The 24,770-nt window shown below is 43.2% G+C and carries 24 protein-coding genes and 9 tRNA genes; 7 read left to right on the forward strand and 26 right to left on the reverse strand.

All coding sequences use genetic code 11. The features are described from left to right. Nucleotides 1-471 precede the first annotated feature (471 nt). From BMX95_RS01705 to BMX95_RS01780, 16 genes are all read right to left on the reverse strand, one after another. Entirely contained in the window at nt 472-1,218 is a 747-nt protein-coding gene (locus BMX95_RS01705; protein WP_081199214.1) for a hypothetical protein, read from the reverse strand. Nucleotides 1,219-1,366: 148 nt separating this feature from the next. After that, nucleotides 1,367-1,852 (reverse strand): ribonuclease H-like YkuK family protein, encoded by a 486-nt coding sequence (locus BMX95_RS01710; RefSeq protein WP_081199212.1) that lies wholly within the window; start codon nt 1,850-1,852, stop codon nt 1,367-1,369. Nucleotides 1,853-1,874: 22 nt separating this feature from the next. Then, nucleotides 1,875-2,948, reverse strand: a complete 1,074-nt coding sequence (locus tag BMX95_RS01715; RefSeq protein WP_081199210.1) for an AAA family ATPase — start codon at nt 2,946-2,948, stop codon at nt 1,875-1,877. A 251-nt stretch (nt 2,949-3,199) separates the two neighbouring features. After that, a tRNA-Glu gene (locus BMX95_RS01720) sits at nt 3,200-3,275 on the reverse strand. Between the two features lie 6 nt (nt 3,276-3,281). Further along, nucleotides 3,282-3,353: transfer RNA gene (locus BMX95_RS01725), tRNA-Asn, on the reverse strand. Between the two features lie 9 nt (nt 3,354-3,362). Then, nucleotides 3,363-3,436, reverse strand: a tRNA-Lys gene (locus tag BMX95_RS01730). Between the two features lie 20 nt (nt 3,437-3,456). Continuing rightward, nucleotides 3,457-3,529: transfer RNA gene (locus BMX95_RS01735), tRNA-Ile, on the reverse strand. A 145-nt stretch (nt 3,530-3,674) separates the two neighbouring features. Then, nucleotides 3,675-3,745: transfer RNA gene (locus BMX95_RS01740), tRNA-Arg, on the reverse strand. A gap of 84 nt (nt 3,746-3,829) precedes the next feature. Further along, a tRNA-Gln gene (locus BMX95_RS01750) sits at nt 3,830-3,903 on the reverse strand. A 7-nt stretch (nt 3,904-3,910) separates the two neighbouring features. After that, a tRNA-Asp gene (locus BMX95_RS01755) sits at nt 3,911-3,982 on the reverse strand. A gap of 4 nt (nt 3,983-3,986) precedes the next feature. Then, nucleotides 3,987-4,058, reverse strand: a tRNA-Gly gene (locus BMX95_RS34800). Between the two features lie 5 nt (nt 4,059-4,063). Further along, nucleotides 4,064-4,136: transfer RNA gene (locus tag BMX95_RS01760), tRNA-Pro, on the reverse strand. A 150-nt stretch (nt 4,137-4,286) separates the two neighbouring features. Then, complete coding sequence (locus tag BMX95_RS34805) at nt 4,287-4,430, reverse strand: hypothetical protein (RefSeq protein ID WP_165758881.1); 144 nt, start codon at nt 4,428-4,430, stop codon at nt 4,287-4,289. A gap of 759 nt (nt 4,431-5,189) precedes the next feature. Then, a complete protein-coding gene (locus BMX95_RS01765; RefSeq protein WP_081199206.1) occupies nt 5,190-5,861 on the reverse strand; it encodes a response regulator transcription factor in 672 nt (223 codons plus the stop codon). A gap of 15 nt (nt 5,862-5,876) precedes the next feature. Further along, on the reverse strand, nt 5,877-6,623 hold the full coding sequence (locus BMX95_RS01770) for a sensor histidine kinase (RefSeq protein ID WP_081199204.1): 747 nt from the start codon (nt 6,621-6,623) through the stop codon (nt 5,877-5,879). Between the two features lie 671 nt (nt 6,624-7,294). Then, nucleotides 7,295-7,807 carry a hypothetical protein gene (locus BMX95_RS01780; RefSeq protein WP_133053892.1) on the reverse strand — a complete coding sequence of 171 codons (513 nt, stop codon included), beginning with the start codon at nt 7,805-7,807 and terminating at the stop codon, nt 7,295-7,297. A 228-nt stretch (nt 7,808-8,035) separates the two neighbouring features. Here BMX95_RS01780 and BMX95_RS01785 point away from each other — a divergent pair, with 228 nt between their 5' ends. Further along, a complete protein-coding gene (locus BMX95_RS01785) occupies nt 8,036-8,320 on the forward strand; it encodes a hypothetical protein (protein WP_090519264.1) in 285 nt (94 codons plus the stop codon). Here BMX95_RS01785 and BMX95_RS01790 read toward each other — a convergent pair. The 3 genes from BMX95_RS01790 to BMX95_RS01800 form a co-directional block, all read right to left on the reverse strand. Continuing rightward, a complete protein-coding gene (locus BMX95_RS01790; protein ID WP_081199196.1) occupies nt 8,309-9,418 on the reverse strand; it encodes a PA0069 family radical SAM protein in 1,110 nt (369 codons plus the stop codon). The genes BMX95_RS01785 and BMX95_RS01790 overlap by 12 nt on opposite strands. Nucleotides 9,419-9,574: 156 nt before the next feature. Further along, the gene (locus BMX95_RS01795) at nt 9,575-10,186 is read right to left on the reverse strand and encodes a 2'-5' RNA ligase family protein (protein ID WP_081199194.1); all 612 of its coding nucleotides are present in this window, start codon (nt 10,184-10,186) and stop codon (nt 9,575-9,577) included. Between the two features lie 29 nt (nt 10,187-10,215). Beyond that, a complete protein-coding gene (locus BMX95_RS01800; protein ID WP_081199192.1) occupies nt 10,216-10,830 on the reverse strand; it encodes a 2'-5' RNA ligase family protein in 615 nt (204 codons plus the stop codon). A 73-nt stretch (nt 10,831-10,903) separates the two neighbouring features. Between BMX95_RS01800 and BMX95_RS01805 the strand changes: the two genes are divergently transcribed. Continuing rightward, complete coding sequence (locus BMX95_RS01805; RefSeq protein ID WP_081199190.1) at nt 10,904-11,338, forward strand: LexA family protein; 435 nt, start codon at nt 10,904-10,906, stop codon at nt 11,336-11,338. A 317-nt stretch (nt 11,339-11,655) separates the two neighbouring features. Here BMX95_RS01805 and BMX95_RS01810 read toward each other — a convergent pair whose 3' ends face one another. Then, a complete protein-coding gene (locus BMX95_RS01810; RefSeq protein WP_081199188.1) occupies nt 11,656-12,591 on the reverse strand; it encodes a DUF72 domain-containing protein in 936 nt (311 codons plus the stop codon). An 83-nt stretch (nt 12,592-12,674) separates the two neighbouring features. Between BMX95_RS01810 and BMX95_RS01815 the strand changes: the two genes are divergently transcribed. From BMX95_RS01815 to BMX95_RS01825, 3 genes are read left to right on the forward strand one after another with little or no spacing between them, the layout of a single operon-like run. After that, complete coding sequence (locus BMX95_RS01815; RefSeq protein ID WP_081199185.1) at nt 12,675-13,256, forward strand: RNA polymerase sigma factor; 582 nt, start codon at nt 12,675-12,677, stop codon at nt 13,254-13,256. A gap of 12 nt (nt 13,257-13,268) precedes the next feature. Next, on the forward strand, nt 13,269-13,655 hold the full coding sequence (locus BMX95_RS01820; protein ID WP_081199183.1) for a hypothetical protein: 387 nt from the start codon (nt 13,269-13,271) through the stop codon (nt 13,653-13,655). A gap of 28 nt (nt 13,656-13,683) precedes the next feature. Next, on the forward strand, nt 13,684-13,896 hold the full coding sequence (locus BMX95_RS01825) for a hypothetical protein (protein WP_081199887.1): 213 nt from the start codon (nt 13,684-13,686) through the stop codon (nt 13,894-13,896). Nucleotide 13,897: 1 nt separating this feature from the next. Here the strand turns inward: BMX95_RS01825 and BMX95_RS01830 are convergent, their stop codons facing one another. Both BMX95_RS01830 and BMX95_RS01835 read right to left on the reverse strand, forming a co-directional pair. Beyond that, on the reverse strand, nt 13,898-14,728 hold the full coding sequence (locus BMX95_RS01830) for an N-acetylmuramoyl-L-alanine amidase (RefSeq protein WP_081199181.1): 831 nt from the start codon (nt 14,726-14,728) through the stop codon (nt 13,898-13,900). 109 nt (nt 14,729-14,837) lie between these two features. Then, the gene (locus tag BMX95_RS01835) at nt 14,838-17,324 is read right to left on the reverse strand and encodes a TonB-dependent receptor (RefSeq protein ID WP_242673092.1); all 2,487 of its coding nucleotides are present in this window, start codon (nt 17,322-17,324) and stop codon (nt 14,838-14,840) included. A 773-nt stretch (nt 17,325-18,097) separates the two neighbouring features. Here BMX95_RS01835 and BMX95_RS01840 point away from each other — a divergent pair. Next, on the forward strand, nt 18,098-19,315 hold the full coding sequence (locus BMX95_RS01840; RefSeq protein WP_081199179.1) for a DUF763 domain-containing protein: 1,218 nt from the start codon (nt 18,098-18,100) through the stop codon (nt 19,313-19,315). A 65-nt stretch (nt 19,316-19,380) separates the two neighbouring features. On the opposite strand, the gene BMX95_RS01845 is transcribed toward BMX95_RS01840, so the two are convergent. Beyond that, nucleotides 19,381-20,598: a DEAD/DEAH box helicase gene (locus tag BMX95_RS01845; protein ID WP_081199177.1), complete on the reverse strand. Its 1,218-nt coding sequence runs from the start codon at nt 20,596-20,598 to the stop codon at nt 19,381-19,383. Between the two features lie 145 nt (nt 20,599-20,743). Between BMX95_RS01845 and BMX95_RS01850 the strand changes: the two genes are divergently transcribed. Continuing rightward, entirely contained in the window at nt 20,744-20,938 is a 195-nt protein-coding gene (locus BMX95_RS01850; protein ID WP_081199175.1) for a hypothetical protein, read from the forward strand. A gap of 401 nt (nt 20,939-21,339) precedes the next feature. Here BMX95_RS01850 and BMX95_RS01860 read toward each other — a convergent pair whose 3' ends face one another. From BMX95_RS01860 to BMX95_RS01870, 3 genes are all read right to left on the reverse strand, one after another. Continuing rightward, nucleotides 21,340-22,563, reverse strand: coding sequence for an ABC transporter permease (locus tag BMX95_RS01860; RefSeq protein ID WP_081199173.1), 1,224 nt, complete (start codon nt 22,561-22,563; stop codon nt 21,340-21,342). Between the two features lie 15 nt (nt 22,564-22,578). After that, nucleotides 22,579-23,328, reverse strand: coding sequence for an ABC transporter ATP-binding protein (locus BMX95_RS01865; protein ID WP_081199171.1), 750 nt, complete (start codon nt 23,326-23,328; stop codon nt 22,579-22,581). A 119-nt stretch (nt 23,329-23,447) separates the two neighbouring features. Continuing rightward, entirely contained in the window at nt 23,448-24,761 is a 1,314-nt protein-coding gene (locus BMX95_RS01870) for an efflux RND transporter periplasmic adaptor subunit (protein WP_081199170.1), read from the reverse strand. Between the last annotated feature and the right edge of the window lie 9 nt (nt 24,762-24,770).

Here is a 24,770-nt window from a genome sequence, read left to right on the forward strand (position 1 = left end):
AACAGGTCCCCGATAAAGTAATATAAACCCCATCATGAGCCATCTGCCTGCAGGCAGTTACCAGATTGCGAGCCCGCCTGTTGGCGGGGCCGCCGATAAATAAGCCCGGCTTTTAAATCAGATCACCATTTTTTAAGAAGCGGTGTACTTCCTGATTTAAGCATTAAGAATGCTTTGCGTTTACCAGTTTCGCCAATCCTTCTTTGAAGGATGTAGGACTCGAACCTACAGTGATTATCCATTGCTCTACCAACTGAGCTACCCCGCCGTGGCAGGAAAGGGACTCGAACCCTTGACCCATAGATCCCTTTAATCGCTGGCACATCCCGATTTCAACACAGCATACAGATAGTTACTACGTCTGCACTGTTGTGCTTCTTTGAAACACGAACCTGGTTGTTTACGTCGGGCAAATACCAGTCTTCCCGTTAAGGAAGCTCTTTATACATCCTTTCGGATGAACATAATATTTTACAATAATCCTTCATCAATATCCTGTAAGATCAGGTGAATGGGTCTGTTCTTACAGGGGTTTTTGCCAGAAAATCTAAAGTCATCCCGCCATTTTCTACGCCAGCAATCCCCCTGCGTCAATTTTTCCAATCGGCACTTATAATTATTCCATTCCAGGTAATCCTCTATTTCCGCCAACCGTTTCTCAATTACCTCATCTCTTCTTTTCACTTTGTCTATCATATTGGGCCGTACCCGCAACACAAACCGCCAGAGCTCGCTAAAAACAAAGTACCTTTCGAATCGTCCTTTATGGTCCATTTTCAATGCCGGATAAAAGAAACTCTTTTCAACATCGGTAAAATTTAACCGTTGAAAGTGATCTTCATAAGGACGCAGTAGGGCTTGTGTTTTTACTCCGTACTTATTTCTGCCATAGCGCCTCTTTCTCACCCTGAAGTCTTTTCTATAGCTCCAGTCATACGTGTTTATCTTTTTCAGAATATTCTCAAAGAACTCAGCGTGTTTACTGCGGGCTACATCCTCGCGCAACACAAAAAAACGTTTCCAGCCCTTTTGTACGGGTGGTATCAGCGGCTCATAACCCAGGTCTTTTTCCTGTCGATATAACCTGTTTCTTTCTTTTTTTAAACGCAATAACTTTTTATCAAAATCTTCATACTGCATGCGTTTTTTCTGCCTTACAGTACGCAGTCGATACGAAAGAATTTCCGTACCGTATTGCTTAACCAACTTGCTGTCCATAATGATTGTATTTGTTTCAATCGGACACTGCGGTGCCATTGCACCATTCCTACTCTTTGCGTCATTATGAACAGTGAACTCTTCTTCATATATTATTTTTTAGAAGCTTTTCCAGAGTAATTAAACTCCGGAAAAGCTTATGTGTTAGTTATTGTACTACCTTATTGGCACAGGTTGAGCTGGCGAAGGCATGCGGTTTGGCTTTAAATACAAACCCCATCCCCATTATGTACCCCATGGCTTCCTTCAACGCATCGTTACTTTTAAAGTTAGGGTTGGTATTGATGTCGGCATGTACCTCCATATCTACATTGTAAATAGTAAACAGGCGACACAATGCGTAAGCGATCTCAATACTTTTTGAAACTTCTGTCAACATCCGCTGTTTGATATTCATTTTCTGCAGGGTGGTCTCATTGTGTATATACATAAAACCGCCTTTCCCTTTTCGAACGAATACAATCACCGTTCCGAATTCTGTTTCTTTACCCTTAACCTGACTGTCGGTACCAATACATACTTTCAATGTATGTCCCATTTCTTTTTCACGAACCAAAACGGCCCGTACTTCATCTTCAATGGGTCTGGTTATTCTTGTACCATCCAGTTTTCTCCAATGCTGTTGTTGTTCCATGACATACCTCCATTCTGTGTATTTAATTTTGAATTACATGCTGCCTGAATCCGATCACTTCTACCCTGTTTGCCGGTTGTTCTTTTTCATGCGGGTTGGCTATTTCTGCAATGGTCATGGGCTGATTAATAGTTGTATCTAACCCAAGATGTTTGCTTAACCGCTGCGCTTTTGCTGCACTCAGTTTGCCAAATTCATATTTCGCTATCAGCCTTCCTTTCCGCATCAGGGCGCTGTCTACCATCGTAAGCGAATTGTTGAAGGTGCATATGAGTTGTACATTTAGAAAATCTGCCAGTAACCCATCAGAAATATTCAACAGATTCGAAACAGATGAGCTTGAATTGTATCTTCTATCCATGATGATATTCTCTGCATCTTCAATAACCACAACCGTGTTTGGATTATTGACCAGCAAATCAATGAAATTAGGATCCATCAGGTTGCATGCTATTCCTGGTGACAAAAACAATACGCGCTTTTTTACTTTTCCTATTAAATAGCGCAGATAGGTCGTTTTTCCAGTTCCCGGTAATCCATGCAATAAAACAATCCCTTTGTCATTCTTCTTATTCAATCGCTGCCTGATAACCTCATCTGTTTCTCTGAAATCATCTTCGTAAAAAAGATCTATATCCAGCTTTGTACGCTTCGTCTCCATTGCCTTTAGCTCCAGTCCATCACTACCCTGTACAATCAAATTGATCTCAAACGGTTGTCGCCTTTGCCGTTCTTTGCACTGACCGGCTAATTCAGTTATGGTTATTACCCATTCAGGGCATGAACCATCATGCATTATTTCGCAATAGTCATTAGCCACTTCAACCATCCGATTCCCTTCAAACACAAGCACTGTTCTGTCAAATTCATATCTTTTACACGACTTCTTGTACCAATGACGTTGGTGTATGTGTTTTATTTGACTGCCGTATTTTTCCTTTATTACATTGAATAACTTTTCGCCATCAACACGACTAATAAAATTCACACTGGGCAGCCGGTTAAAATGGTACATGTATAATACATTCGCATCCAGAAAGCGATGATCAAATAAACTATTTGCATTGATCACCTTCTGCGTAATTAAGTTGTCCATATTTTATTTTAAAATAGTTAATAGATGTTTGCTCCTTTGCTTACAAAGAATAGCTCATTAACTATTTCATTACACGAGTACGCATAACCTGAATTTTTAGCACGGCTCCTTCGACTCGAACGAAGACTGACAGTTTTGGAGACTATCATGCTGCCATTACATTAGAACCGTATGTGTGGTGCCTCGTGGATTCGAACCACAATATTTCCGCCTTCAACGGAGCGCAATAGAACCATCTCTGCCAAAGCACCTGGTAGTCTGTATGAGGATCGAACTCATCCACCCGGTTCGAAAGACCGGTACCCTAACCAACTAGGTGAACAGACCATTTTGCGGATGAAGCAGGACTCGAACCTACAACCCTTCCCTTAACAAGGGAACGCTCTGCCATTGAGCTATTCATCCATTTTTTTGTCGACCCGATGAGATTCGAACTCATGCTCCCCCGGTTAAAAGCCGGGTACTTTAGCCAACTAAGCTACGGGCCGTTATAAGCAATCTTTTTTTGTTGGCCTGACCGGGCTCGAACCGGTAACCTTGTGCGTATAAGGCACTTGCTCCAATCATTGAGCTACAGGCCATTTTTGATTCAACAAATTTGCCAGCTATACTGCGCAACACACCTGCGTATCAGGAACTAATTTTAAAATATTTGCCTCTTTCTTTGATACAGCAAATATGCATACCTGTCTGCGCAGCACATTTGCGTACTAAAATATATTTTTGTCGGCTTAAGAAGATTCGAACTCCTATCTCTGCGTTCGTAGCACAGCATTCTTCCATTGAACTATAAGCCGGTTTCGGGTGCGCTGCGGGGTTCGAACCCTGTTCTTCCCGTTCACAGCAGGACACTTTACCGGATAAGCTACAGGCACCATTTGTTATTGAGGTTGGGCTTGAACCAACACCATCAGTGTCAAAGACTGATATGCTTAACCAATTACACCACTCAATAATTTACGCGGTCCGTACGAGACTCGAACTCGTAGTGCCAGATAGACAATCAGGCGTGTTAGCCTTTACACTAACGGACCAGTGAGCAGCACTAGAGATTCGAACTCTATCCACCTGATTGGAAGTCAGGAGCGCAACCATCAACGCTTGTACTGCTTGTGTATAGAAGGTGGGACTCGAACCCACAGCCTCCCCGATCCAAACGGGGTATCCGACCAACCGGAATACTTCTATGTTTAGTAGCGGTCATGGCCGCCGCTACTTGTTTTCATAAGGGCTTATTTTAGTTAGGCTTAATGATCAATGAATGTTTTTTGGAAAAGCATCCGCCTTTCGACGGACGCTTATTTTTCCTCCTTTTGAATACGTATCTTGAATTACTTTCTATCGAATCTGGAATCCGGCAGGATGTCTTGCATCTACTGGTTTATCATTAACCTGCTCGATGTTTTTTCTGTCTTTAGTTTTGTCGCTGATTAAAGCAATGATCACCCGGATCATAAAAACTGCTACTACTAATTGCATCATCTACACTCCTTTTTCTTCTTTCATGAAGTTGTTTTGGTTAAATAAAAAAGCCCGGTCGTTTTGTCGACCGGGCTTTTTGTTATTCGATTCCTGCATTAACAGTTTCGTTTAAACACAACCTGGTCGTATTGGCACATCATAAACCTCACTATTGCCACCATTGAAATAAATCACCACTACTGCAATTGCACACGGGTTCCATTGGATAAATCGTTTCGTATTATCCATCGTCCTACTTTGTATGTGTTGTAGTGATTGTATCATCAATTTCTTCTGATTATTTAGATGTTGTTATTTTTAAATTTCATAAGCAATTATGATTTATTTGTTTTACCCCCGCTTCACCTAACTCCTACACACATATGAATATAGCTTACCCGTTCGCGGGCATAGCACTCCCTTTTCGTCGTTATTTTATTAAACAGCCAAAAAATAAAAAACCCCGCAATTCCTTGCGGGGCCTGTGTTATATTGAATTAGTTGTTTCAACTTATTCATCAGCGTAACACGCCCCGCAAACAGTAAAGTCCTCTATCGGACTCCAGCCGTTCAGCACCATATGTGATTGTTTGCGTAACATGTTTGTTGATTTGTTTATGCAAAGGTGTCAATAATTTTTCAATTACACCAAATATTTTGTGAAGTTTTTTTGAAAATATTTTTTTGATAACATACAGCACCGTTATTCTCTTCGGCTATACGTACCCATTAAATAAAGGCAACAAGATGGTATTCAGTGAAAAAGCTTATACGGGAGCGTTATACATTATTTGGTTTGTACAGGTTGTTCTTGATGGCATAAATGATAATGCCGGCGGTGTTCTTTACTTCCATTTTCTCCATGATCTTTAACCGTAACCCTTCCACGGTACGTACACTCAGGAATATTTTTTCAGCAATTTGTTTGCTGGTGAGGCCATTACAGATATCCGCAACAATATCCACCTCCCGTTCATTGAACTCGGGTTTCTGTTTTTGTTTGTATGGGTTGAACTTGCTTTTGGCCACCATTTGGGCCAGTTTGTTGGAGGTATGTCGGCAATAGTAGGGTTGCTGCTGATAAACCGATTTAATGGCTTCTATGATTTCATTCTTATCGGCATTTTTTAAAAGATAGCCGCGGGCGCCGGCTTCCAGCATATCGATAATGAGGTCTTCCTCATCGAACATGGTTAGTGCAATTATACCCACTTGCGGGTAATGTTCAGAAAGGTGGCGGGTAGCGGCAGCCCCATCCATTACCGGCATTTTCACATCACTGATCACAATATCAGGTTCCTGTGATTTCACCTGTTCAATCAATTCTTTACCATTGGCAGCTTCGGCTACCAATAGTATGTCCTGCTGCTTTTGCAACATTGCCCGCAAGCCGTCCCGGAAAATCTCATGATCGTCAGCAATAGCAACTTTTATATTGCCATATGTTTTCATAATACCTGGTTCTGGTCAAAGTGGAATTTCAATTGTATACGTGGTGCCCTTACCAGGCTCTGAATGACAGGTAAGTTCACCGCCCATCACCTCGGTCCTACTCTGCAAGTTACGAAGTCCAAGGCCGGGATTGTCTTTTACCTTTGTAAAATAATCAAAACCTTTTCCATTATCTGCAGTCATGAGCAAAAGGCGGTTACCCTCGGTTACAATTTTTATGATCAGCAGGCTAGCCTGGGCGTGTTTTATGGTATTGTGAAGAATTTCCTGGATAATGCGGTAAAGATTGACCTCTTTATATTGATTCAGGTGAACATCCTGCTCACATATAAATCTTATTTCTAATCCATATACATTCCGGTTATTGTCAATAAACTCGGTAATGGCCTTTTGAAGCCCCTTTCGTATAAGGGTATTAGGCATCAGGTTATTGGAGATCTCCCGTAGTTTCCGGATAATACTATCCAGGTGGGTACTCGATTTTCCGATCACTGCCTCATCTTCGGTGTCGGTAGTATTGAGGCTGTTTATTTGAAGTTTTACAGCAGACAGCAGAGGCCCCAGTTCATCGTGAAGATCAGAGGCAATACGCCGGCGTTCTTTTTCCAATGTATCTATTTCAGCCTGTATTTTCTCCTTATGCAGTTTCAGGCTGCGACGCTGATAGCGGATGATGGTGATAATGAAATATAGTAAAATTATCCCCACTACCGCCACCACTATCAAAATAGACTGGTAAAGCTCTTTTTCCTGGGTATCCATATTACTGCTACTGCATACAAAATATTAACCAATAAGTTAGAATACACACTTATCGCCCACAGTTCTGCCCTGAATGGCTTACTCATACTATGCTCAAATAATGATAAGCCTGTTGTGAAAACAACTATAAAGAACGAATAAAAAATTATCACTCCCAAACAAATCCAGAACTTGGGGTTCCTGAAAATGCTGCTCCGTTCATGCACCACCATCTTGTTAAAAGTATTTACACTGAAGAAGATCAGCGCAAACGCATACAGTATGAAAAAATAGTTATTATTATTGATAAAGTTCGAGAAGATAATATTGGTGACTAACCATATTACAAAAAAAACGCTCGCAATGGCGATAAACGTTGATTTTTTCCTGTTAAACAGGCCCCAGTTGTGAAAAAGCCAAAGGAAAAAAAAGAAGTCAACGTAAGAAAAAACATTTAATACAAAGGTGAATGCATCCCGGTTGTCTGTTACATCCCAGATCCGGTTCAATATTTCCACTGATAAAGCTGCAATACAATTAAAAATGAAGGGATAGTAAGACTGATCTATCCTTCGAAATCTTACTATCCCGATTATTACAGCAATACCGATGCTCAAACTTAAAATAAAACGTACGGTACTATCCATTGTACGGTTGAAATCTCGGTCATTGAATTAGGGTAATAAATGCTATTAAGGCTGAATCTCGCAAGGCGGGTTACATTGGCCATATTCCAAACCACCATCATCACTGCCTGACTGGGCGCCTAATGCATCCTTTTTATTTTTCAGGTAAACGTTTTTGCCATTCTTATCTACGCCTACGATCATAAGACGCAATGCTCTTTGTTTTTCATTACCTGGTTTAATACCATGGTAAAACTTAAGGCCCACCACAGTACTGTCCTGTAAGTATTCAACTATTGAAGCTCTGTTGAAGATCTCATAGTCCGGGATCATAATATCCGGAATTCTTTGTTTAATGGTATCGCGCGCTGTTTCAAAATCCTTCTTATAAATATCGATACTCATCACAGGAATGAAGTGATTTCTTTTACCAAGGTCCGTTGTGTCTTTCGGGTTCTTGATGCAAATTTCATCTTTACCTGGTTGAGTTCCTCCTCCGCAAGAGCTGATCAACAAAGCTCCTAAAGAGAAAATAAGTACTAAAGGGTAAGTCAGATAAGACTTCATGTTAGTTGCCATAAATAAATTTTAGAGTTAAACGGGTGCTAAAGATATTTGTTAATACCTCCCATAAAATCCGTAGAACTACTTAATTTATCTACAGCTACTACTTGCTACTTTTGGTACTTTAGCGCTTGCTCCTCAAGGCTATATCAAAGAACTTCGTGTAAACCAGATAAACCATTCCCGAGTCACAGGTGAAAGTTTAGGCCCAATTGAACTTTTATAACTTTTAATTTTAATTCCATGAGACAGCAACACTCCTCTATTAGTAAATCAGACAATGTTTCGTCAAATGAAACTACCCGCATCTCCTTTCAACCTATCATGGCCGACTCACTGGAAGTAATGGAATATTATTACAGGGGAAAGATCTGGGAAGTGGAACTATCCCTTGCCCAACTTAACATCCTGGACAATGCACGGGAAATTGCCGGTTTATGTAAAGAGATTGTACGCATCAAAGAAGTACTACAAATGATCCTGACAAAAAAAGAAGGCGGGAGCTCCATTAATTTCTCAATCAAATAACCTTCCCTGGGCACCCGGTCGTCTGAAGCTGGTGGTATCCAGATCACGTTCTTCAGCGTTCATGCCATACAGTTTACCGTATTTTCGATATTGCTGGGCAATGATCCCGGCAATATCGCCTTCTCCATGCATACGCACCCCAAACCTGGTATCATTTACCTGACCGCCATGGCCTTGCTCTATCATATGCCATACTTTATCGGCCCGGTCGGGAAAGTTTTTATACAGCCAGTCGTGAAACAGTAGTTTAACCGATCCGTTCAACCTTACAAACGTATACCCGGTAGAGGTGGCCCCATGCTCTTTCGCTGCAAGCATAATGCGTTGCATCTCGTGATCATTCAACCCCGGTATCATGGGGCCCATCATTACGCCTACCGGAATACCTTCCTGGCTTAACTCCTGCACCAATCGCAAACGTTGCATACTGGTGGTGGTACGCGGCTCCATTACCCGCCGCAGGTCTTCATTAAGTGAGGTGATGGTAACCATTACAGATACCAGTTTCTTATTGGCCAGTTCTTTCAGAATGTCTTTATCGCGAACCATGCCGCCGTTTTTACTAATGAGGCCTACCGGCTGATTAAAGGAATTGCATACTTCCAGTAAGGACCTGGTTAACCGGTATTTTTGTTCGGCCGGCTGGTAACAATCGGTGTTGCCACTTAAACTAATGGGCATGCCTTCCCATTTGGGGTCCATTAAAAACTTACGCAGCAGCTGCGGAGCATTCGTCTTTACAATGATCTTTCTTTCAAAATCAAGCCCGGCACTATAACCCCAGTATTCATGGGCATTGCGGGCATAACAATATATACAACCGTGTTCGCAACCCATATAAGGATTCATGCTATACCACATGCCTACATCGGGACTGGTTACTTTATTCACCAGGCTTTTAGCTTCCTGCTCCAGGTATTGGGTGGGCTCCTGTCTTTCGGTCCAGTCGTCAATGCCCTCTACGTGTTCCTGTACATGCTGGTTTTTAAGGAACCGGTTCTTTGTATTTATCTGGGCGCCACGGCCCTTTTTATAATTTTCAGGCTCTTCCATTTTCTTTGGGGTAACCCGGTAACTATCACGCTTTATCTCTTTCATATTGTACCTTTTTATTTATCACACTACCAATCTGCTTCATAGATAAGGTTCACACTGCTATCCCCGTACGACGCTCCCATCCCGATAAATCGGGATAGGAGGTGGTCCCCATTTTTTAAAATTTGAAAGCTTAAAACAATACCACTACAAGCATGACTATACAAATAATTCCCCTTGTTTTGTCGTAACGGGTAAATTCATAAATTCAAAACGTTGTGCTATCTGCCAGGATTTATCGCCCAGCCGGCGTTTTAGAAACAACATATGACTGGCTATAAAGGAACCGGTGAATTGTCGGTGTGAATATTCAAGCCAGCCCTTTTCATATTGCCAGGGCACCAGTCTGCGACCAATAGCAATAAACGGTTCATCTATAAAATGTGGTTTATGTTCATTATCCAGTTTCATCAGGCGCTGTGCATCACGTATTTCACGCACCAGGTTTTGAATCGGGATTTTTGTTGTAACATTTATAAATATGGTATGCGATGGAAAACTTCCATAATCTTTCAATGATATTCTAAATGGCTGAAAACCCATGCCCACCACTTTCAGGCGATTCACCAGCCGTTCTTCCATCATCTCCAATTGGGTAAACCGCACCAGTGCCAGATGCGGCTTGCCAATGAGGGCCGCGGAATTTTTATATTTTTCGCTGAACTCATTCCTGACCTTTGCAATTTTATTACGCAATTCTTCATGCGGAGCCAACACCAACATGTATTCATTAATTCTGCAACCGGGTATAGACTGAATATTGATTTTCATAATTGAATTTTTAGGGATGAAATAATATCTCAGGCCACTTCACTATATGATTTATGATTAGCTGGTAAAAAACGAAATACGTTTATGGTTTTAGGTGCAGCAAAGGGATGATCGCGGCCCAGCAAAACCAGTTCTGTTGCCATAAAATGTGCCCGGAATGTTTTACGGGAATAAAAAGGCAATGCTTTATGATAAACCGGTTCTGGTAATTCACTGGCCAGGGCAATATGTGGTATGCGGTCGATCGTATTGCCGGCCATGGCATTCACATGGTTGTCAAGCATTTTTAACTGACCGGCGAGTTGTTGTACCGGTTGTGGATTTTGCATCCGCAGGTAAATGCTGTGTTGTGGAAAGCCACTATAATTATTAAGTATTACATCAAAACTGTTGTGTTGGCTGCATATGCGCTGTATCCACCGGATCAGGGTTTCCTCCATACCTTCCCCCGCATAAAAACCCGCCACCATTATATAGGGAAATGTTTTGGTCACATTCTCTAAGCCATAATTCATAAAGAAGCGTTGTTTCTCCGCCATAATCTTTTCATACACAACGGCATCAGGATATATGACCAGTTTATATTCCCGATGACCGCTGCCATTCCAGTCGAATGGCGTGTTTTTTACTAACCCGGTATTCATAAATCATTTTTTATTGGATCAACAATTTAGCATAAATTTACTAAATAATTTAGTACACCAAAAATTAAATTATATGGAGGGGGAAAATTTTCATGGAACATCGCACCGGGGAACAAACAAGTTCCCGCAAGAGGATGTTAAAACAGCCGATGCCACTGGCTTTGGCGCTGCCGCAGATGATTTCATGGAACGCGGTATTGACCTGAATGAACAATTGATCCGTAATAAACCAGCTACTTTTTTTATGCGTGTACGCGGCGACGCTATGACTGGCGCCGGCATTTATGATGGAGATACAATTATTGTTGATCGCAGTATAAAAGCCGAAAGCGGCAAAGTAGTGGTAGCCATACTCAATGGAGAAATGTTCATCAGGCGGCTCGAAAAAACATTCAACAAAGTGCGGCTGTTGCCCGAAAGCAAAAAGCACGCAACCATTGAAGTTGATGCATCCTGCGATTCACTGGGTATCTGGGGCGTTGTAACGTACAATATCCATCAGGTTTAGATCTTTTTTGTAACGGGCAGTACCACTATTTGACCGCCGTTCCGCCAGCTGGCGGACACATGTACACCTTCACCGCTATTGAACAGGTAACAACATAATTAAACCATTCCGTTAAGCCATCCTATGTGTTTCCCGGGCCGCTCCGGTTTGCGGGGCGGCTCCCAACTCAGCAGCAAATAGTTTGTTATGAAAGCAATCCCGTGACTGGAAAATGCAGCGACCTAACAGTGATATAGATCCTCTATGTCTTCTCTATGTTTCCTCGGGGCGCGAGAAAGCAAAGAGGCTTCAAAAGGCACCAATAAGGTATCACGGTCTTAATCAAAAAACTTTATTTGTGTACCGGCAGCCTGTCCATCCGGTTCTATAAAATGCGGTTGCATTAACTGTAAACCACAAGCGGCATTGAGTTTATTGGTGAGATATATGATCAGTTCAGGGGAATACAATTCACCACCATCCATATGTACGAAGAAATACAGTTCTTCCAATCCCTGTTCAATCCAGTTGATGATCCGTTCAATCCACGAATCCAGACGGGTATAATCAGTCGGGTGCAGGTTATTGGCCACAAACCGAACAAAGGCTTTGGGCATGGTCAGGTGCATATGTGCGCAATCCCTTCGGCCTGGGGTGTCAGTTATAACTGCACCTTTTTTCAACAAATACAACGTATTGAAGAATTCCTTTCTGATGGCTTCCTGTGTAAACCAGTCGGGATGCCGCACTTCCAAAAAGAAGGTCATATCGTTAGGCAGTGCTTTTAAAAATGCAAACAACTCTTCTTTGCGGTTGGGGCCAAACGAATCGCTTAGCTGTATAAACAATGGGCCCAGGTGTTCTTTAAATGCCTTTACACCCTGCAAAAATTCATTGATCATACCTTCCCGGCCCCTTAAACCGCCCTGATGTGTTACGCCCTGGAACAGCTTGGGGCAAAAAGTAAAATCCCGGCCATGGGCTTTATCGGCCCATTTGGTAATGGCGGCCGGGTCGTAGATTTTATAATGTGTGGCATTCAGTTCAATGCAATTATAGTGCTGTACGTAGTTGTTCAAAAAATCCTTCTCCTTTGCTTTGGCCGGGTATATTTTCCCAAGCCAGCCCGGTACTCCCCATTGCGGGCAGCCAACTCGTATGTTTACGGCGGGCTTTTTCGCCCCGCCCAGGATCTTTTTATTTCCGGCAGGTTCAGGTGGAAGTGTAAAATCCACTGTATCTAGTTCAGACACAGGCAGTTTTCCGAATTTCATATTACAATTTACACCAACCTTTCAACTTTTTTCACCACCTTTAAAATATTGCTATCTGCAAGCCGTCTATTCCTGTATAATACATGAAGGACACGCTTACGATAGCACCTGGCATGACGGCAGACAGGAAACGCAATATAACGCAGGTCATTACCGACTATAGCAAACGCCTCATGGGCTTTATCCGCAAACGGGTAAACAATGAAGCCGATGCTGAAGATATATTGCAGGATGTGTTTTACCAGTTTGTTGGTAACACGCAGCCTATTGAACAAATGACTGCGTGGCTGTTTACGGTTGCCCGTAATAAAATAATAGACCGGCAACGAAAAAAGAAACCGGAGGCCCTGGAGGATCTGTTTGGGGAAGAAGAAAGTGAAGAAGGCGGGCTTAACTGGACGGAGTTTTTATTTGATGCCAGCGATAACCCCGAGAAAGACTACCTGCGCACCCTTTTTTGGGAAGAATTGAATACTGCGCTCAGTGAATTACCCGAAGAACAAAGGCAGGTATTTATATTGAATGAACTGGAAGGAGTACCATTTAAGGAAATTGCCGAACGAACCGGCGAAACCGTGAACACCCTGCTTAGCCGCAAACGCTATGCAGTGTTACACCTGCGTAACCGGTTAAGTGTGTTGAAAGATGAATTATTAAATTATTAAACAACGTGTAACATGAAACGAAGATTCTGGTTTGGCAAAGCTGTTATGATCCTGGTATTCTGTGCAGTCTTTGTCACGGTGTTTAGCTTTATAGTAATGACCTTGTGGAATGGCATATTGCCTGATGTACTGGGCGTAAAACAAATCACTTTCTGGCAGGCGCTGGGCATACTGGTATTATCAAAAATATTATTCAGTGGCTTTGGTGGCTTTGCTCATAAAAAAGAACAATTCAGGAACCGCTTCCGGCAAAAAATGCTTGATAAATGGGAAAAGATGACGCCCGAAGAAAAACAGCGATTCAAAGATGAATGGAAGACCCGTTGCAGAGGCTGGCGGGGCGGTCCTTTTAATGATCGTGATTTCCCTACTCATGAACCGGAAGCCGAAAATAAATAAACCTGCTTTTTCATTAAAGCCTATGTTTATGGAAGTGCTTGTATTTAAAACGAACCTGCGCTTTAAAGCACAGATCAATGCGGTAACACCCCATATCAATAATCTGCAGGGTATTTCCCGCTGGAATGTCGACCTCGATGACTCCGACAAGATCCTTCGTATTGAATCCGTTGACCTTTGTCCCCGCTCAGTGGAAGACACCCTGCAACGCGCTGGTTACTTCTGCGAAGAACTGCACTAAACTATTGATACCGGCGCGAGAGATCGAGCAGGATCTTTTTATCATCCTCTGTTAATGTCTTTATCATAACAGTATCCTGCGGTACAAAATGGATCTTGAACGACCGGATGGCGGCCAGGGTATCTTTTACATTGTACCCGATAATGCGCAATGCCTGGGTAGTATTGAAATATTCAGGCACCACTACGGCCGTAGTATCATACCACAATCCAAAACCCCGTTGCGACAAAGCCTGCCAGGGAAAGTAGTGGCTGGGATCATTTTTCCGGCCCGGCGCCACATCGGCATGACCAATAAAATTAGCAGCAGGTATCGCATAATGTCTCTTCAGTGTATCCAGTAATTTTACCAAACTGGTGATCTGCGCTTCGGGAAATGGTTCGCTTCCGTTATTGTCCAGCTCAATGCCAATGCTGCTTGAATTGATATCGGTAAAATTTCCCCACTTGCTTACACCGGCCTGCCAGGCACGCAGGTAATCGTTCAACATGTGGTGGATGGTGCCATCTTTACAAATAACATAGTGGGCGCTCACCTTCGTACGTTCCAGGGTAAACGTTTTTAACGTTTGCTCGCAGGAGTTTTGTGCAGTATGATGTATGATCACAAAATTGGGTTTACGCAAGTCGAAGTTGGTGGTACCAACTGCATAAACCGGCATAATGGCTGAATCGAGCAGGAGTTTATTGGGAACAGGTCTTAAATCTTTAGCCAACTGTTTTGCCTGCTTTTTGTAAAACCTGTTGGTTTGGGCATACGGATTATGCGCACAACTGTAAACCAGGGCCGAAATTATTACAGCAAAAAACAAACTTCCCGCAAATACACGCATAGTGATTAGTTTTTTTTACAACCTATGCAAAGTAGGGAAGTTATATGTTAAGTAAAAAAAATCCTCCCCGGCTGGCCGGGGAGGATTTTTATATAGGTATCCCTGTTTATTATTTGGAAGAACCGCCACCGATTCCACCACCACCACTATCATTTGCACGTTTGTTCTCTTCTTCAGCACCGGTTTTACGTTGGCGGGCTGCTTTCACCTGACTGTTACCGAAGCGATAAGTAAAGTTCAGTTTAAACTGACGGCTTTCAAAATTACCACTGGCTACAGAATGCTGTCCGGCATAATCGGTAGTACCTTTCCATTTTAATGTATGGAAGATATCACTTACCGAAGCTTTAATATTGCCAGCGCCTTTTAAGACTGTTTTCTGAAAACCACCATCTACACTCCAGAGGTAACTGCTTTTAATAGTACCCTGCCAAATGGTGGGTGAAGTATAAAAGCCGCTCATTTCACCGGTCCAGCCTTTGCCCAAACGGAAAGTTTGTTGTGCAAAGAAATTAAATGCAAATACATCCAGGTCAATTTTCCGGTCTGGACCATTATCAGCTTTGTACTTTGAATAATAGGTATTCAGGTTACCAAAGATGCTGTACCATTTGTACTGGAATGGATAGCTGATGTTCAGGCTCACAATATCCTGTGTGGCCAGGTTCTTTTGGGTAATGAATGCCTTCGACTTTTCTGTTACATCAACCAGTTGCGAAAAGATGTCTTTTACATGGCTATAGTTCAGGGTGGTGTTCAGCCGGTATTTATAAGTATGCGTAATGCCCACACTGTTTGTATACTGTGGTCTTAATCCGGTATTACCTTTTTGGTAGGTATACTCATCGATCTTAAATTCAAATGGATTCAGGTTCTGGTAATTGGGTCTGTCTATCCGACGGCTAAAGGTTAAACTATACTGGCTCATGGGTTTTTTGTTCAACGTGATAGCTGCGCTGGGGAACAGGTTGGTATAATCACGGGTAAACGAGGAATCGTATGGAACATATTTACCCTGGCTGGCATCCCAGGTGAAACCCTGAGAGCGGCCGGTAGCGTGGGTATTTTCAACCCGTACACCAGCCTGTATCATAAAGCCTTTGAACTGCCTGTTGTAGTTGATATAACCGGCGTTGATATTCTCTTTGTATACAAAGTTGTTACTCCGGGAAGAATCATAATATCTTGTTTGCCGGTCGCCCGCATCCACATCATACCTTCTGAAATCATTGTTACTTTCTACAAATGAGATCTTGCCGCCTAATCCTAATTTACCCTTTTTAAAACCTTGTTCATAATCGACCTTAATGCTGTACAGATCAATATCGGTTGGCGCATTCATAAAGTATATGCGGCTATAGGTCGGTTTGGTTTCGTCGAGTGGTTTGTAATAATCATTGGGTTGATACTGATCGCTCTTGTTGCGATAAGCGCCATAATCTGCATCGATATTCAACTCATGGCCTGAAGAATCGGCATACCGGTAGTTCAGGTTGCCATTGATGTTATTCTTCTTATTCGTACTGGTGTTATTGGCAATCAGTATGCGGTCAACCTCCTGAGTAGGTATATAAGAAATAAGCGTACGCGCGTAGTTGTTGATTTCCTGATTGGAAAAAGAACCATTTGCCATAACACCGATCGTACTTCTCTTATTGATGAAATAATCCATGCCCGCTTTAAAGTTATGGCTCTTGTTCCCTACATTAACTTTCGTTTTGCCATCAAACAGGGTATCAGCTACCTCACGGTGCAGGTTAATATTGTTTTCGTTGGGATTATCGTTATAATTATAGTTGCCAAATACGTTTACATACTTATTGCGGTTGTTGAGTGAGAAACCACCATTGTATTTTGGCGTAATACCTATATTATAACCAGCATTTACTGTTCCATTTGTACCATAGCTTTTGTTTTTCTTCAGCCTGATGTTGATGATACCGGCATTACCGGCCGCTTCATATTTGGCAGAAGGGTTGGTAATGATCTCGATAGCTTCAATGGAAGATGACTGAATGGTTTTCAGATAATCCGACAGATCTTTTCCTGTGAATGGGGTTGGGCGGCCATCAACAAACACCTGCACACCGTTTTTACCACTTACAGTCAGGTTATCGTCTTTATCGACCATTACACCGGGCGATTTACGTAACAGGTCAAGCGCATCCTGACCAACAGAATTAATGGTTCCTTCTACATTCAAAATAGTTTTATCGGCCTTCACTTCCACCATAGGTTTACGGGCTATTACCGCTACCTCTTTTAAGTTCCCTGTAGTTTTGATCAATGCCACTTCAGGCACTGTTACGTCACCGGCGCCATTTACGTCAATTGCGGCAGATGTTTTAGGGGCATAACCCGTAAAGGAAACTGCTACAAAATAGCTACCTGCATTGATACCGGTAAATGAGTACTGACCGGTTGCATTGGTAGCTGCCAGCTTAACCAGGGTGGAGTCTTTCACCTTTTTAAGTGTTACAGTTGCTCCGGATAAAGCTTTTCCCTGATCGTCCTTAACATTGCCCGTTATTTGTTGCGCCCGCGTGGCGGCAATACAAAACAACAAGGGCAACATTATCAATATCAGCTTTTTCATGAATTAAAATATTTGCAGTTTTAGTCGGCAAAAGTATCTGCGCGTTACAGTCTTATAACTTCGTATACACCAACGGTAAATAATAACTTTTAACGGTGTTTTAATAACGTTATACAACATAATTTGTTGAAGTATTCTTTACTAAGCATAATAAATGTTTAATCATCAAGTAAAACCGGCACTACTTACAATTGTTCGTTTGCTTCATTACGTAGTACTACGCACTATGTTCAGTAGATAACTTTAGCATTTCACCACGCTGATATTTACTTTCACACGCATAAATCAGCAGTTCACACACATTGGTAAACTCAATAAAAAGCTTACCGGTATTTTTGGTTGCTGGTTGATCGTACGCAGTTCTTTACTTAATGAAATTGTTTTTCCATTCACCTTCAAATAGGACGCAGGAGCATTGCTGGTAATGGATCCGTCTTGATACGGGAGCCCCCGGAGTAAATATCCTTAGTTGGATACAGTTGTTCGCCGTGCATCATTTGCGAACATACTTGTATGCTGTTGAAAAACCCAAACCGGAATATAATGAGGCCCCTTCCTGAACCCACAAGCATTTGGAAAATTATTTCAGCATGGAGTGGCTGGGCTGGTCATTCCCCTGCGTTCCCTTTTACATTTCATTAAGCACTTCCCTTCTTAATTAGAGTAAGTTCATCATAAAACGGGGTTCCAGTAAGTCCTGCTTCGGCAGGATTTTTTTTTGTGAGTTGTGAGTTGTGAGCCCATTGCCTTTTCTTTACTAACTTTGTTAGCATATGAAACGCTCCGGTACCGCCGATCTTCCTTTACATTATGGTGCTGTTCCGCCCTGGCTGGCTGAACGCATGGCCAAACTGGGCCGGGCCATAACCGAGGTGATCCTGATGGAATATGGAAAAGCCGACTACATCCGCCGGCTTAGTGAGCCTTGCTGGTTTCAAAGCCTGGGTGCAGTGATGGGTATGGACTGGCACTCTTCAGGTATTACCACCTCTGTGCTAGGGGCATTAAAAAAAGCCATTAACCCACTCTCAAAAGAACTGGGCATTTATATCTGCGGGGGCAAAGGAAGCCATTCCCGCCAGGTACCCAATGAGCTATTGGCCATAGGCGAACAAACCGGTTTGAATGCACAACAACTGGTCCGTTGCAGCAAGCTGAGCGCCAAAGTTGATAACACCGCTATTCAGGATGGTTTTCAATTATACCTGCATAGTTTTATTGTCAGCAATGAAGGAGAGTGGACGGTAATTCAACAAGGGTTGAACGATGCCACCGGTACAGCAAGGCGGTATCACTGGCATTCGCAACAAATAGAATCATTCGTAAATGAACCACACACTGCCATTTGCGGTTTTCAGGCCGGTAATATCCTGAACCTGGTCGATAAAGAAGCTGCGCCCAGCCGCACAGGTATTCTCACCTTATCAAATAACGAATCGCCTAACGAGTTATTAGCCGAAATAAACCATCTTACCATGCCTGCCCATCACGAGGTGCAGGCAAAAGATGTTGATCTTAAAAGACTCGGTGCCATGTTGTGGTTAACGCATGAAAAGCAGCCTGCCGATTTTGAAGAATTGTTATTGCTGGAAGGCATGGGACCACGCACCTTGCAATCACTGGCATTGGTAAGTGAAGTCATCCATGGTACCAGCACCCGGTTTAAGGATCCGGCCCGCTTTGCGTTTGCCCATGGCGGAAAGGACGGGCATCCATTCCCGGTTCCAACCAAAGTATACGATGAAACCATCGACGTATTGCACAAAGCGGTTGAAAAAGCAAAGATTGGTCAAAGCGATAAACTGCAGGCTATAAAGAAGCTTACTGAACTGGCTCAAAAAGCCGAAGACAATTTCATACCCAATGATAACTTTGAGCAACTTATAGAAAAGGAACGCAACGAATCCTGGCGTTACGGTGGCAGAACCGTTATGGGCAAGGAAAAACCACCGTCTAAACGATCAAAAGGAGTACAATTGAGGCTCTTTTGAGAAAAAGTTGCCGGTCTGGTCAACATGTCAACCTGTTAACATGTCAACCCTATCAACGCTATCAACTATTTTCTTCTCGGCTTCCCCTGATGATGATACCTTCTATTACCACCCTTGCTCTTTGAACGGAATCTGGGTTGGTATTCCGGTGTTTTACCCAATTCCTCAGGTACAGTTGCTTTCTCCACTTCTTTACCAATCAGCTTTTCAATAACGGCAAATTTGTTTTGCTCAACTTCGCTCACCAGGGTAAAGGCCATTCCATCCGCTTCTGCACGGGCCGTTCTACCAATGCGATGTACATAATCTTCTGCATCGCGGGGTACATCATAGTTGATCACCAGGTCAATGGTATCTATATCGATACCACGGCTTAAGATATCCGTAGCAGCGAGTATAGGTATCCGTCCGCTGGTAAAACCATTCAATACATCTTCGCGTTGCGCCTGTTCCAGATCACTGTGGATCTCTGCGATCTTGAACTTCGCGCGTTCCATATCCCGCACTAACAATTTTACACTTTGCTTACGGCTGCAAAAGATGAGCGCGCTTTTAAATGGAACGTTTGTTAAGATATGTTTTAGTAATGGCAGTTTTTGTGGTTCATACACCACAAAAGCTTTCTGTACTATTTTTTCCGGTGGCTTTGATATAGCGATGTTGATCTCAACCGGGTTGGCCAGGATCTTTCTTGCCAGCTGTCTGATCTTTTCGGGCATGGTAGCCGAAAACAATAAGGTTTGCCGTTTAGCAGGCAGGGCGCCAATGATCTTGTTAATATCATCCTGGAAACCCATATCTAACATGCGGTCAGCCTCATCGAGCACCAGGTACTGCAATTGTTTAAACTGCACATAACCCATGTTCAGGTGGGCAATCATGCGGCCAGGTGTGCAAATGACGATATCAGTCCCGGTTTGCAGGGCCTTCTTTTCAGCAACAAAGTTGCTACCGTCATTTCCGCCATATACAGCAATGGAGCTGAGATTGGTAAAGTAGGACAGTCCTTCCAGGTGCTGTGCTATCTGGATAGCCAACTCACGGGTAGGCACAATTACCAACGCACCTACCTGTCCATCAATACGATGGGTAAGTAAGCGATTGATAAGCGGCAGCAAAAAGGCAGCTGTTTTACCGGTACCGGTTTGGGCGGAAGCGATAATATCTTTACCAGCTAATATGGGTGGTATAACCTGTTCCTGAACAGGAGTAGCATTTTCGTAATTGGAGGCTTCAATGCCTTCTAATAAGTCAGGGTGAAAGCCGAATTCTGTAAAGCGCAAGATGTCAATTTATTTAGGTGTTTGTGGAGCATGGTCCAGCGATATAATATACAAGCAAATATAATGGAATTTGGTCATGTAAATCAACAAAGTAGAACCAATTACCCCGGGCACATCCTTTGCCATACTACCTGAAAGTGGTATTATGGAAAAAAGAGTCTTAGGCATTATACTGGCACTGGTTGGTGTAGCAGGACTTATACTGGCCGGTGTAAACTTCATGAATGGGGGTGCTAATACGCATAACATTAAGCAAATCATTATGTATGGAGTGCTGGGCGCCATCTTTTTCTTTGCCGGGGTTGGCCTTATTCGCAACACGCGCGACAGGGCTACCTAGCAGTTTGTGGAATAAGGTACTCAGTGCTGTTATTTTTTTCATAAATCGGCTAGCACTTCTCTTTCCAGCGGTATTTCATCAACCTTTAATAGCCGATCAGCCTATGCCAGACGGGCCCAGGATCATCATTCTGAAGGAAGCCGTTCACAAGTTCAAAGGCAAAAAGATCTTGTCGGCAACCGGCAATACACATGCAATTGATAGCATTCGTACTTAGAAAACACTGGCTGGTACATACGAAACAGATCTGCCCAAGGTGTGTAATCCTACTCATTAAAAAACACCTCGGTAAAACTGACCGCCGTACCTTCTATTGCGAGTACTGCCAGGTAGACTTTAACATGCTGAACATTCATACTTACGCGGTCTACCTGACAGGTCTGCAACTCAAATTAATTTACTTACTCATACCTTAACGCCTCAATAGGATCTAACCGCGATGCTTTTTGCGCTGGGTAATACCCAAAGAATACGCCCGTGATGGCGCATACCATAAACGATAACATAATGGATGATTGCGACACCAGGGTTGGCCACGATAAAAACAGGGTTACCAGCCGCGAGGCCGTAATACCAAGGATCACTCCAATAATACCACCGGTAATACTGATCAGAATTGCTTCTATTAAAAACTGGAACAGGATGTCGGTGCCCTGCGCCCCAATACTCATTCGTAAACCGATCTCCTTTGTACGTTCTGTTACCGACACATACATAATGTTCATGATACCTATTCCGCCCACAACCAGCGAAATACCGGCTATGGCTGCCAGTAATACCGTCAACAGCTGGCTGGTTGAACTGAAAGTATTTATCAGCTCTGCCTGGGTACGCACCAAAAAGTCGTCATCATCGATTGCTTTTAACTTATGCGAGGTACGCAGAATATCGGTTATTTCCGCCGTTGCCTGCGCACTGCTTTTTTCATCAATTGCAGAGGCGTATATGTTTTGAATATAAGGAATGGCCAGTATTCTTTTCTGTACGGTCGTATATGGCGCTATTATGATGTCATCCTGGTCTTGCCCAAATGCATTCTCGCCTTTTTCACCCAGCACCCCAATCACTTTAAAGGGTATTTTATTAAAGCGAATGATCTTGCCAACCGGGTCTTCAGAACCAAAGATGTTCTCTACCACGGTTTGTCCTATTAAACAAACTTTATCGGCTTTATTCACATGCTCCTGCGTAAAGGTGATCCCATCTTTCAATGGCCAGTTACGAATGGTTAAATAATCAGGACTTACTCCCTGAATGGTAGTAGGCCAGTTGAGGGCGCCATTGATGGCCTGCCCCTTCGCCTGTACAGCAGGCGATACGGCCGTTATGTAGGTTGCCTGTTTTTGGATGGCTTTTATATCATCCAGTGTCAGCGATTGCAAACCCGTTGCATCGAGCCGGGCCCCGCCACCTACTGTTTGATTGCTATTGGGTCTTATGGTGATCATATTTGATCCCATGCTGCTCAGCTGGTCCTGAATGCTTTGTTTTGACCCCTGCCCTATGGCCACCATAGCGATCACTGACGCCACCCCTATGATGATCCCCAGCATGGTTAAGAATGCACGCAGTTTATTCCGCTGCAGCGCTTTCAATGCGATTCGTATGAGGTTAAAAAGTTTCATTGTAATAAGTATCAGTTAGTAATCTGCTGCTACTGGTAATGCTGCCAGCATTTCTTTGGCAGAACGCACCTGGGTGTTCTTCGTATCCTTTACCACTTTACCATCTTTTAAGGTGATTGTTCTGCTGCTGAAGGCGGCAATATCAGGTTCATGCGTAACAAACACAATTGTTTTACCCTGTTGCTGGTTCAACTCCTGGAACAGGGCCATAATTTCATAAGAAGTGCGGGTATCCAGGTTACCGGTTGCTTCGTCGGCCAGGATCATTACCGGCTCATTTACCAGGGCGCGGGCAATGGCCACACGTTGTTGCTGCCCGCCCGATAACTGATTGGGTAAGTGATCGAGCCTGTCGCCCAGTTTAACAGCTTCGAGCGCTTTCACCGCCCGCTCATGCCGCGTTCTGGATGAAATGCTCGAGTTATATAACAGAGGCAACTCAACATTCTCCAATGCCGAGGTGCGCGCCAGCAGGTTATAGGCCTGAAACACAAATCCTATTTTATGGTTGCGCAATACGGCCAGCTCATTGCGCGATAATTTTCCTACATCAACACCATCGAGTAAATAAGTGCCGTCGCTGGGTTTATCCAAACAACCCAATATATTCAGCATGGTGGTTTTACCGGAACCACTGCTGCCCATGATCGTTACAAACTCACCCGGCTCCACATCAAATGAAACGCCTTTCAATGCCCGTACAATTTCTACTCCCATCTTAAATTCGCGCTTCAGGTCATGTATAGAAACTATCTTGTTAGACATGTTCTTGATTTAATTTAGATCATTTACATTTTATGAGACTGAAGTAAGAAGTATGAGGTAAGAAGCGTGAAGAGCTTGCATTTCCTACCTCTTACTTCCTACGTCTTACTTCCCACTTCCTACCTCGGGCCACCACCACGGTTACCACCTCCGCCACCACCTCTACGTTGCGGCATAAACGGACTTCTTGGCGTGCCTGATCCCTTGTCACCGGTTGTTTCCTGGTGTGAGCCTGATACCACCACCTCATCTGTACTTAATCCCGACAGTACCTGTACGTTGGTATCATCGGTTAAACCGATCTTTATTTTACGACGGGTAAGCGTACTATCTTTTTTCACCCAAACAATAGCCGACTTTCCTGTTTCAACGGTTTCCGCAGCATCCCGTTTTCCATTCTTATTCATACCGGTGCTGTCTTTCTGGGCACTGCTACTGCCTATACGCATGCCACCTTTCTGTTGCCCATCTTTAAAGTTACCACCTTCAATGGTATATTTTTTATACAGGCTTGAATCAGGACGAAAACGCGTGGCCTTTGCAGAAACGAGCAAGGCATTCTGAATTTCCTGGGTGAAAACGGTAATATTGGCCGTCATACCCGGCTTCAGTTTCAGATCACTGTTCGGTGCATCGATGATGGTGGAATAAGTAACCACATTCGATGACACACTTGGCCGTAACCTTACTTCATTTACGTGGCCCTCAAACACGTTATCGGGAAAGGCATCTACTGTAAAAGTTACTCTTTGTCCGTTTTTCACATTGCCTATATCGGCTTCATCGACAGCTGCCTGCACCTGCATTTTGGTAAGGTCTTTGGCAATCACAAACAAGGTAGGCGTATTCAAACTGGCGGCTACTGTTTGGCCCACACTCACATTTCTTGTCAACACAGTTCCATCTATGGGCGAGTAAATATTTGCATAGTATAAATTTTGTTGTGCTGCTTTTAATTGGGCAGCGATGCCGTTTACATTGTCATTACCGGCATTATATTGATTTAATGCGATCTCATAATCTGCTTTGCTGATAGCCCCCACATCGAGCAATTGCTTTTGCCGTTCGTAGTTGCCTTTTTGATAATCCTGGTTAGCCCTTGCCTGGCGCAGATTGGCGGCAATCTGATCGCGTTGGGCCGATAAAATGGTCTTATCTATCTCAGCGATCAATTGCCCTTTCTTCACTTTATCGTTAAAATCTACATATACCTTGCTGATGGTGCCCGATACCTGTGTACCTACTGAAACCGTATCAACGGGCTGAACCGTACCGGTGGCTGTTACACTGGTAGCGATGGTACCCATGTGCGGTTGTTCGGTTTCCAGCACAACAGGTTTTTCTTCTTCCTTAAATTTCCAGAACCAGATGCCAACACCGGCAGCAACGATGATCAGCATCCATATAACCCATTTATATTTTTTCTTTTTCATGTTATATCC

It is taken from the genome of Niastella yeongjuensis, assembly GCF_900110245.1.
Classification (GTDB): Bacteria; Bacteroidota; Bacteroidia; order Chitinophagales; family Chitinophagaceae; genus Niastella; species Niastella yeongjuensis.

What these genes read in the sequence shown, in the direction of transcription:
- BMX95_RS01785 (WP_090519264.1), top strand. Translation starts at nt 8,036, where the DNA reads ATGAGACAGCAACACTCCTCTATTAGTAAATCAGACAATGTTTCGTCA.
- BMX95_RS01805 (WP_081199190.1), top strand. Translation starts at nt 10,904, where the DNA reads ATGGAGGGGGAAAATTTTCATGGAACATCGCACCGGGGAACAAACAAG.
- BMX95_RS01825 (WP_081199887.1), top strand. Translation starts at nt 13,684, where the DNA reads ATGGAAGTGCTTGTATTTAAAACGAACCTGCGCTTTAAAGCACAGATC.
- BMX95_RS01850 (WP_081199175.1), top strand. Translation starts at nt 20,744, where the DNA reads ATGGAAAAAAGAGTCTTAGGCATTATACTGGCACTGGTTGGTGTAGCA.
- BMX95_RS01860 (WP_081199173.1), bottom strand. Translation starts at nt 22,563, where the DNA reads ATGAAACTTTTTAACCTCATACGAATCGCATTGAAAGCGCTGCAGCGG.
- BMX95_RS01815 (WP_081199185.1), top strand. Translation starts at nt 12,675, where the DNA reads ATGAAGGACACGCTTACGATAGCACCTGGCATGACGGCAGACAGGAAA.
- BMX95_RS01795 (WP_081199194.1), bottom strand. Translation starts at nt 10,186, where the DNA reads ATGAAAATCAATATTCAGTCTATACCCGGTTGCAGAATTAATGAATAC.
- BMX95_RS01765 (WP_081199206.1), bottom strand. Translation starts at nt 5,861, where the DNA reads ATGAAAACATATGGCAATATAAAAGTTGCTATTGCTGACGATCATGAG.
- BMX95_RS01705 (WP_081199214.1), bottom strand. Translation starts at nt 1,218, where the DNA reads ATGGACAGCAAGTTGGTTAAGCAATACGGTACGGAAATTCTTTCGTAT.
- BMX95_RS01790 (WP_081199196.1), bottom strand. Translation starts at nt 9,418, where the DNA reads ATGAAAGAGATAAAGCGTGATAGTTACCGGGTTACCCCAAAGAAAATG.
- BMX95_RS01800 (WP_081199192.1), bottom strand. Translation starts at nt 10,830, where the DNA reads ATGAATACCGGGTTAGTAAAAAACACGCCATTCGACTGGAATGGCAGC.
- BMX95_RS01810 (WP_081199188.1), bottom strand. Translation starts at nt 12,591, where the DNA reads ATGAAATTCGGAAAACTGCCTGTGTCTGAACTAGATACAGTGGATTTT.
- BMX95_RS01715 (WP_081199210.1), bottom strand. Translation starts at nt 2,948, where the DNA reads ATGGACAACTTAATTACGCAGAAGGTGATCAATGCAAATAGTTTATTT.
- BMX95_RS01830 (WP_081199181.1), bottom strand. Translation starts at nt 14,728, where the DNA reads ATGCGTGTATTTGCGGGAAGTTTGTTTTTTGCTGTAATAATTTCGGCC.
- BMX95_RS01835 (WP_242673092.1), bottom strand. Translation starts at nt 17,324, where the DNA reads ATGAAAAAGCTGATATTGATAATGTTGCCCTTGTTGTTTTGTATTGCC.
- BMX95_RS01780 (WP_133053892.1), bottom strand. Translation starts at nt 7,807, where the DNA reads ATGGCAACTAACATGAAGTCTTATCTGACTTACCCTTTAGTACTTATT.
- BMX95_RS01870 (WP_081199170.1), bottom strand. Translation starts at nt 24,761, where the DNA reads ATGAAAAAGAAAAAATATAAATGGGTTATATGGATGCTGATCATCGTT.
- BMX95_RS01865 (WP_081199171.1), bottom strand. Translation starts at nt 23,328, where the DNA reads ATGTCTAACAAGATAGTTTCTATACATGACCTGAAGCGCGAATTTAAG.
- BMX95_RS01710 (WP_081199212.1), bottom strand. Translation starts at nt 1,852, where the DNA reads ATGGAACAACAACAGCATTGGAGAAAACTGGATGGTACAAGAATAACC.
- BMX95_RS34805 (WP_165758881.1), bottom strand. Translation starts at nt 4,430, where the DNA reads ATGATGCAATTAGTAGTAGCAGTTTTTATGATCCGGGTGATCATTGCT.
- BMX95_RS01840 (WP_081199179.1), top strand. Translation starts at nt 18,098, where the DNA reads ATGAAACGCTCCGGTACCGCCGATCTTCCTTTACATTATGGTGCTGTT.
- BMX95_RS01770 (WP_081199204.1), bottom strand. Translation starts at nt 6,623, where the DNA reads ATGGATACCCAGGAAAAAGAGCTTTACCAGTCTATTTTGATAGTGGTG.
- BMX95_RS01820 (WP_081199183.1), top strand. Translation starts at nt 13,269, where the DNA reads ATGAAACGAAGATTCTGGTTTGGCAAAGCTGTTATGATCCTGGTATTC.